This window comes from Inquilinus limosus MP06 (assembly GCF_000767795.1).
GTDB classification, from domain to species: Bacteria; Pseudomonadota; Alphaproteobacteria; order DSM-16000; family Inquilinaceae; genus Inquilinus; species Inquilinus limosus_E.
Genome location: NZ_JANX01001118.1, coordinates 1 through 692, shown reverse-complemented (window position 1 = coordinate 692; position 692 = coordinate 1). Strand labels below are relative to the sequence as shown.

The following is a 692-nucleotide window of genomic DNA, read 5'->3' as shown; positions in this document are numbered from 1 at the left end:
AGGTGACGGTCGGGCTGCGGCAGGACGGCTGGGCGGAGATCCGCGAGGGGCTCGCCGCCGGCCAGCGCGTGGTGCTCAGCGCCGGGGCGTTCCTGCGCGAGGGCGACCGGGTGACCATGGTGGACGGGATGCCCGCCCTGTTCCGGCCGGTGGACGGCCGGCCATGACCTCCGGCCTCTCCTCCTGGTCGATCCGCCGGCCGATCCCGGTCCTCGTCCTGTTCGCGGTGCTGACCCTGGCGGGCTGGTGGTCCTTCCTGCGCCTGCCGGTCAACGCCAACCCCAAGGTCGAATTCCCGATCGTCACGGTCACGGTCACCCAGGCCGGCGCCGCGCCGTCGGAGCTGGAGAGCCAGGTCACCCGCCGGATCGAGGGGGCGGTCGCCGGCCTGGCCGGCGCGCGCCACATCACCTCGACCATCGCCGACGGCACCTCCTCGACCACGGTCGAGTTCCGCATCGGCATCGACCCGGACCGCGCCACCACCGATGTGCGCGACGCGGTGACCAACATCCGCAGCGACCTGCCGCAGGGCATCGAGGAACCGATCATCGCCCGCCTCGATGTCGAAGGCGGCGCCATCCTCTATTACGGCGCGCGCGCGCCGGGGATGTCGGCGGTCGACCTGTCCTGGTTCGTCGACGACCGCATCGCCCGCGACCTGCTGGCCGTGGCCGGGGTGCAGAAGGTGC

At 73.0% G+C, this 692-nt stretch carries 1 protein-coding gene; it reads left to right on the top strand.

Going from position 1 to position 692, the window contains the following annotated elements; translation table 11 throughout:
• Positions 1 to 163 precede the first annotated feature (163 nt).
• The coding region (locus P409_RS35550; RefSeq protein ID WP_034849881.1) for an efflux RND transporter permease subunit at positions 164 to 692 on the top strand (529 nt) is incomplete at its 3' end.